This window comes from Monashia sp. HAY1-2A, from assembly GCF_056755315.1.
Genome location: NZ_JBNDHY010000754.1, coordinates 1 through 238 on the forward strand (window position 1 = coordinate 1; position 238 = coordinate 238).

Consider the following 238-nt stretch of genomic DNA (forward strand, 5'->3'; position numbering starts at 1 on the left):
GGATATCCGCAGTGCAGAGCTGACCAAATATGCCGCTAACTGTATGCTGGCGACCAAAATCAGTTTCATGAATGAAATGTCTAATCTGGCAGAAATGCTCGGTGCGGATATCGAGAAAGTCCGCCAGGGCATCGGTTCTGATTCACGCATTGGCTACCACTTTATCTACCCTGGCTGCGGCTACGGCGGTTCGTGTTTCCCTAAAGACGTCCAGGCGTTGATCCGCACTGCTGAGCAT

1 pseudogene is annotated in these 238 nt (G+C 51.7%); it reads left to right on the forward strand.

The window, feature by feature from the left end:
* Positions 1-238: pseudogene (locus ACPYOM_RS23800) on the forward strand (UDP-glucose 6-dehydrogenase); the annotation flags it as partial.